The 5,312-nt window shown below is 64.6% G+C and carries 6 protein-coding genes and 1 pseudogene; 2 read left to right on the top strand and 5 right to left on the bottom strand.

The features are described 5' to 3' along the window. The 3 genes from NBV68_RS17355 to NBV68_RS17345 form a co-directional block, all read right to left on the bottom strand. The coding region (locus NBV68_RS17355) for a DUF817 family protein (protein ID WP_296312263.1) at positions 1 to 265 on the bottom strand (265 nt) is incomplete at its 3' end. Next, positions 262 to 576 carry a hypothetical protein gene (locus tag NBV68_RS17350; protein ID WP_296312261.1) on the bottom strand — a complete coding sequence of 105 codons (315 nt, stop codon included), beginning with the start codon at positions 574 to 576 and terminating at the stop codon, positions 262 to 264. The genes NBV68_RS17350 and NBV68_RS17355, both read right to left, overlap by 4 nt. 128 nt (positions 577 to 704) lie before the next feature. Then, a complete protein-coding gene (locus tag NBV68_RS17345; protein ID WP_296312260.1) occupies positions 705 to 1,889 on the bottom strand; it encodes a VWA domain-containing protein in 1,185 nt (394 codons plus the stop codon). Positions 1,890 to 2,041: 152 nt separating this feature from the next. Here NBV68_RS17345 and NBV68_RS17340 point away from each other — a divergent pair, with 152 nt between their 5' ends. Together NBV68_RS17340 and NBV68_RS17335 are read left to right on the top strand one after the other, a co-directional pair. Further along, positions 2,042 to 3,442 (top strand): methyl-accepting chemotaxis protein, encoded by a 1,401-nt coding sequence (locus tag NBV68_RS17340; protein ID WP_296312257.1) that lies wholly within the window; start codon positions 2,042 to 2,044, stop codon positions 3,440 to 3,442. Positions 3,443 to 3,524: 82 nt separating this feature from the next. Next, on the top strand, positions 3,525 to 4,463 hold the full coding sequence (locus tag NBV68_RS17335) for a L,D-transpeptidase family protein (RefSeq protein ID WP_296312254.1): 939 nt from the start codon (positions 3,525 to 3,527) through the stop codon (positions 4,461 to 4,463). Position 4,464: 1 nt separating this feature from the next. Here NBV68_RS17335 and NBV68_RS17330 read toward each other — a convergent pair whose 3' ends face one another. Then, on the bottom strand, positions 4,465 to 4,902 hold the full coding sequence (locus tag NBV68_RS17330; protein WP_296312251.1) for a GFA family protein: 438 nt from the start codon (positions 4,900 to 4,902) through the stop codon (positions 4,465 to 4,467). Positions 4,903 to 4,914: 12 nt separating this feature from the next. Continuing rightward, positions 4,915 to 5,312, bottom strand: a pseudogene (locus tag NBV68_RS17325) (ATP-binding protein); the annotation flags it as partial.

Here is a 5,312-nt window from a genome sequence, read left to right as displayed (position 1 = left end):
CGAGCCGGAAGGCGAGCATCCCGGCCTGAATGCCAATCGCGGCGAGGGTCAGGAAGTCGTAGCGGTGGAGCGACGAGCCGTCCGGGTAGAACAGGTGCGTCCCCAGCAGCAGCGCGAGCAACAGGCCGCCGAACAGGCAGGCCCAGCCTTGCTTGAAGCCGAACAGCAGGAATTCATAGAGCCACAGTCGCCATCCCGTGCCGGGGTCGAAGGCTTCGAGCCGGAGGCGGACGGTCTCGAAGCGAGTGTGGCGGGGCGAGGTCATCCGGATTTTGCCGCAGCGCAAGCCCGCGGAATTTCGTCCTTGATTAGGATGCGGTCGGCCAGAGATTTATCATAGCCGCCGGCGTCGAGGTGAAGCGCCACCATCGAAGGAAATTCTCGGCCCGTCTTGATGAGAACGTCTGCTTCTTGCGGTGCGTTGCCTTCGTAAACGATGGCGGAGCCCGCCGGGCTTTCCATACGATACGTCACGAAATCCATCATCCGGTCGAAGCCGGTGAATCGCTCCTCAGCCTGCAACGCCAGGGCAAAGCCGATACCGCAGACCACACCCGGCCCAACGAACCGGGTCATAGCTAGGCCTTCTTGCTGTTCGTTCTCCGGAACGGGTTCGGAGCGGGCAAAAGGGACGTCACGAGTGGAGTACACGCCCGAACAGGCCGAGACGGCAAGCCCCACGCCAAGGAAGATTGCCGCCAGCCTCAAGCCCCGTGCTTCCGCGACAGCTCCCGCATCGCATCATCCAGCCCCTCGAGCGTCAGCGGATACATCCGGTCTCCGACCAGCTGCTTGATCATCTTGGTCGACTGCGAATAGCCCCACTGCTTCTCCGGCACCGGGTTGAGCCACACGGTCGCGGGGTAGGTGTTGGTCACGCGTTGCAACCACACGGCGCCGGCTTCCTCGTTCATGTGCTCGACCGAGCCACCGGGATGCGTGACCTCATAGGGGCTCATCGCCGCATCGCCGACGAACACGATCTTGTAATCGTGACCATATTTGTGGAGCACGTCCCAGGTCTTGGTGCGTTCCTGCCAGCGGCGCTTGTTGTCCTTCCATACGCCTTCGTAAAGGCAGTTGTGGAAGTAGAAGAACTCGAGGTTCTTGAACTCCGCCGTGGCGGCGCTGAACAGCTCCTCGACCAGCTTGATGAAGGGGTCCATCGATCCGCCGACGTCGAGGAACAATAGCAGTTTGACGGCATTGCGCCGTTCGGGCCGCATCCGGATGTCGAGCCAGCCTTGCTTGGCGGTGCCTTCGATCGTGCCGGGAATGTCGAGCTCGTCCGCCGCGCCCTCGCGGGCGAAGCGGCGCAGACGCCGCAGCGCCATCTTGATGTTGCGGGTGCCAAGCTCCTTGGTGTTGTCGAGGTTCTTGAACTCGCGCTTTTCCCACACCTTGATCGCGCGGCCATGCTTGGCCTCGCCGCCGATCCGCACGCCTTCAGGGTTGTAGCCCGAATTGCCGAAGGGGCTGGTGCCCCCGGTGCCGATCCACTTGTTGCCGCCCTGGTGGCGCTTTTCCTGTTCCTCGAGCCGCTTCTTGAGCGTCTCCATGATCTCGTCCCAGTCACCCAGCGACTTGATCTTCTCCATCTCCTCTGGGGTCAGGAACTTCTCGGCGACCGCCTTCAGCCAATCTTCGGGAATGTCGACCGGGTTCTGGCCGTAATCGGTCATGATCCCTTTGAAGACCTTGTGGAACACCTGATCGAAGCGGTCGAGCAGTCCTTCATCCTTCACGAAGGTCGCGCGGGAGAGGTAGTAGAACGCTTCCGGAGTCTGCTCGATGACGTCCTTGTCGAGCGCCTCCAGCAAGGTGAGGTGCTCCTTGAACGAGGCACCGATCCCGGCAGCCCTGAGCTCGTCGACGAAATTGAAGAACATGGAAGCACGCTTAACCCGCGCGCCGCGCGCTGACCAGTCCCCAATCTTGCGAGGGGACGGGGAACGAAGGGGCTGGGGCCAAGTCTTAACCCTTCGCTTACCATCATCTGCCTAGTGTCCCGCAACGCTTTCAACAGGGCCGCAAATCGCACATGAACAGCCTCGCCATCGATACCGCCAATGCCCATGCGCTCGGGATGATCCCGGAAAGCTGCGGCGCCGTGACCGTCGGCTGCACCGATGTGGCCGGCGTCGTGGAGGCGGTGATCGCCTCATCCAAGTCGCTGCGTTCCGAGCACGAGGCGCTTGCCGAGACCGTGCGCGCGCTGGAGGCCGACCAGACCAAGGTCGCCGAGGCCTCCGACGAAGCCCGTCTGCTGTCCGAACGCGCGATCGAGCGCCTCTCCGAAGGCACGGCGCTGATCCAGTCCTCGCTGGGCCAGATCGCCTCGCTGATCGAACTGGTCGACACATTGGGCCAGCATGTCACCAGCTTTTCGGCCGCGATGGAACAGGTGCGCCGCTCCGCGCAGGATATCGGCGAAATCGCCGAGACGACCAACATCCTCGCATTGAACGCCACGATCGAGGCGATGCGCGCAGGCGATGCGGGCCGCACCTTCGCGGTGGTCGCCAGCGAAGTGAAGAGCCTTGCCAACGACACCCGCAAGGCGACCGAGGAAATCGCCCACACCATCGACGCGCTCGGCGGCGAGGCCGGGGTTGTGATCGGGCGGATCGAAGCAGGCTCGAAAGCCAGCGGCGAGGCCCGCGCCAGCGTCGCGCAGATCGAAAGCACCATCGCCAATGTCGGCGCGCTGGTTGAGGAAGTCGACAAGCAGAACGACGTGATCGCCCGCTCGACCGGCACCATCTCCGGCCATGTCGACAAGGTCCAGCGCGTGCTGACCAGTTTCGATGCGGCCGCGCTGCGCAACGAGGATCGCCTGCACGGTGCCCATCGCAAGATGGAGGAGCTGGAAATCACGGCCTCCGAGATGTTCGACCGCATCGTCCACGCCGGCCTCAGCCCTGAGGACAGCGCGATGGTCGCACAGGCGCAGACGATGGCGCAGGAGCTTGTCGCGCATACCGAGGGCGCCCTGTCGCGCGGGGCGATCACCACTGCGGCGCTGTTCGACACAGATTATCAGCCCGTGCCCGGCACCAACCCGCAGCTCTACCGCACGCGCCTCACCGATTGGGCCCATGCCGAGTGGCGCCTCTTCCTCGACCGTGCCAAGGCGAGCGATCCGCGCGTGCTTGCCGCTGCCTGCACCGACATGAACGGGTTCCTGCCGACCCACCTGACCGAGCGCTCGCGCCAGCCGACAGGGGATATGAACCACGACTCCCAGTTCTGCCGCAACGGCCGGATCATGCTCGAGGCGATCGACCGCAAGGCCAAGGTCTCGGGCGCGCCCTACATGATGGCGGTCTATCGCCAGGAAAACGACGGCGACACCTATGTCGTGGTGCGCAATGTCTATGTTCCGCTGATCTTCGGCGGGCGGCGCTGGGGCGATTTCGAGCTTGCCTACAGCTTCGACTGAAGTCTGACCGCGCGCGAACAGGCCTTGCCCGGGGTTCGGCAACGCACTAACCGTTAATTATCATTGTTAACGGAGGGGCGCAGTGCGGCGCTTGCGGCTTCATGGTCTCTGGCTGCTGCCGGCGTTGCTTCTGGCGATGGTGAGCGTGCCCGCCGTCCTCGCGCCGGGCGGTGCCTCGCCCGTAAGTGCGCCGGCACAGGCAGCCGAGCAGGCGTCCGTCCCTCCAGCTGCCGATCAGCCCCCGCCGCCAAGCAAGACGGTGGGCGATGTTTTCGCGAGCGGCATTGTCATCACTGTCAGCCTCTCCTCGCAGAAGATGCACGTGTTTCGCGATGGCGTGCTGTGGCGCTCCAGCCCGGTTTCGACCGGCAAGCGCGGCAAGCGGACGCCTACCGGGGTTTTCGCGATTCTCCAGAAGAAGCGCTTCCACCGCTCCAACCTCTACAGCAACGCGCCGATGCCCTACATGCAGCGCCTGACATGGAGCGGAATCGCAATCCACGCCGGGCGCCTGCCGGGCTATCCGGCCTCGCACGGCTGCATCAGGCTCCCCACCGAATTCGCCAGCGAGCTGTTCAAGATCACGGGTGCGACAACGACCGCGGTGATCGTGGTCGACGAGCCGCTGGCGGATGGTGAGGTGGCGCTTGCGCTGGCGCAGCGCAGCGATGCGGTGGTGCCGATTGCGCCTGCTCTCCTGCAACGCGAGCGCCCGGCGCTGGCTGCCGCCACGCCGGCCCCGCCCGCAGCGCGCCTGCCCGCAGCGCGGACCATCCCTGCGTCGCCCGCTGCCGGTCAGCAGACGATCCAACTCGCCGCCGCACTCTCACCGGCCGAGGCGGCGGCGCAGTGGAAGGCGCTCGCGGGGCAACGGCCCGAGCTGAAGGCGATGCAGATGGCCGTGATCCCGGCGGTGGTGAACGGCAAGCAATACTACCGACTGCGTGCCTCGGCCCCCGACGCCCACGCGACATGCAAGGCGCTGAAGCGCGCGGGCGTCGCCTGCTTTCCGGTGATTTGAGCTAGGCCGGATCCCGCCCGACCAGCGGCGCCGAGCCGGGCCCCGCCTCCAGCACCGTCATGCCCGGAGGAAAAGGCGCCCAGCTTGGCGCGCTCTTGCCCCAGATGATCATGCTGGGCGGACATATCTCCGGATCGTCGAGCGTGCCCGCGCGCACCCGCATCGGCAGCTTAGGGCCTTGCGTGGTGCGGCTGTACATCTGCGAACCGCATACCGAACAAAAGCCCCGCTCGACCGTGTTGCCGCTTTCGGCGACGCGGGTGATGCGGGTCATTTCGCCCGAGTAGGTGACGGCATCCTCGTCGAACAATACGTTGACCGTTGCCATGCCGCTGGCGATCCGCTGGCAGTCGCGGCACCAGCAGAAGCGTGCGCCTTGCGGCTCGGCGGCGATGGAGAACCGCACCGCGCCGCAGAAGCAGTCGCCTTCATGTGCCACAGGATTTCAGCCTTAGCTTGGGTTGCGCCGTGCCATGAAGGCGAGCCGCTCGAACAGCATGATGTCTTGCTCGTTCTTGAGCAGCGCGCCGTGGAGCGGCGGGATCGCGCTCGCCGGGTTCTTGTCCTGCAATACTTCGAGCGGCATGTCCTCGTTGAGCAGCAGCTTGAGCCAGTCGAGCAGCTCGCTGGTCGAGGGCTTCTTCTTGAGGCCGGGCACTTCGCGCAGGTCGTAGAAGATATCCATCGCCTTCTTCACCAGTACCTTCTGGATGCCGGGGAAATGGACATCGATGATGTCCTGCATCGTCTCCCGGTCGGGGAACTTGATGTAGTGGAAGAAGCAGCGGCGCAGGAAGGCGTCGGGCAGCTCCTTCTCGTTGTTCGATGTGATGACGACGATCGGGCGTT

The sequence above is a fragment of the Erythrobacter sp. genome (assembly GCF_023653175.1).
GTDB lineage: Bacteria > Pseudomonadota > Alphaproteobacteria > Sphingomonadales > Sphingomonadaceae > Erythrobacter.
This window is presented reverse-complemented; position numbering and strand designations above follow the sequence as displayed.